At 69.9% G+C, this 1,029-nt stretch carries 2 protein-coding genes; both read left to right on the top strand.

Features of this window, described 5'->3' with window-relative positions; translation table 11 throughout:
- A partial coding sequence (locus ACXJKR_RS33350; protein ID WP_457326508.1) for a peptidyl-prolyl cis-trans isomerase occupies positions 1-384 on the top strand: 384 nt, incomplete at its 5' end.
- Positions 381-1,029: HupE/UreJ family protein (locus ACXJKR_RS33345; RefSeq protein ID WP_457326506.1), on the top strand; the 649-nt coding region annotated here is incomplete at its 3' end. The genes ACXJKR_RS33350 and ACXJKR_RS33345, both read left to right, overlap by 4 nt.

Below are 1,029 nucleotides of genomic sequence, written 5' to 3'. Positions count from 1 at the left end.
GCCGTGCTGGGCGGCGAGGCGAACGAGGCGACCGTGCGCGCTTTCGTCGACCTGCTGAACAACGGCGTGCCGGGCGACACCAAGGCCGGGTTGCGCGTCTTCAAGGGGAGGCCGCACAGCAACCTTTTACAGAGCTATGGCGAGGATTTCGCGAAGGCACTGGAAGGAGCCACCGCGGGCCAATGGCTGGCGCTCCAGTCGCGCGAGGGCTGGCACGCCGTGCGGCTGGACGCCAGCAGCGGCGCCAGACCGGCCAGCTTCGAGGCGCTGCGCGGCGTGGTGCTGCAGGACTGGACGGACGCGACCCTGGCCGCCCAACGCAGCGCCGCAGTGGCAGCCCTCGCCAGGAAATACACCGTCAAGGTGGAGGCGACTGCCCCATGAAGCGCGGGTGGATGTGGTTGCGTGCCATGCTGTGGCTCGCCGTTGCGGCCGCCGCCCTGCCCGCCTCGGCACACGAAATGAGCATGGCCGAGCTGCAGTTGCGCGAAACGCAGCGCGGCGAATTCGTCTGGCAGTGGTCGGCGGGCGAAAAGCGCCCGGTGGGCCAGGATCTGACGCCCGTATGGCCGCAAGGCTGCGCGGCCCAGGCCAATGCGCTGCGCTGCGGCGACCAGGGCCTGGCCGGCACGATGTCGGTCAAGGGCGTCGGTGAACGCTACTCCGCGGCCGTCGTCAAGGTCGTCTGGATGAACGGCGACACCCGCGTCTACACGCTGACCAAGGCCCAGCCCACGGTGCAGCTCTACGGTGCCGCCAACGACCCGCGCGGCATGGGCGAGATCGCCAGCGCCTACACGCTGCTGGGGGTCGAGCACATCCTCGGCGGCATCGACCACCTGCTCTTCGTCATTGGCCTGCTGTTCCTCGTCGGCTTTCGCCGCAGCCTGGTCTGGACCATCACCGCCTTCACGGCCGCCCACAGCCTGACGCTGGCGAGCAGCGCCCTGGGGCTGCTGACGCTGCGCTCGGCACCGGTGGAGGCCAGCATCGCGCTATCCATCGTTCTGGTGGCTGGCGAGGCGCTGC

The sequence above is a fragment of the Roseateles sp. P5_E11 genome (assembly GCF_054049355.1).
Note: the sequence above shows the minus strand (reverse complement) of the source record. Positions and strands in the feature narration are given on the sequence as shown.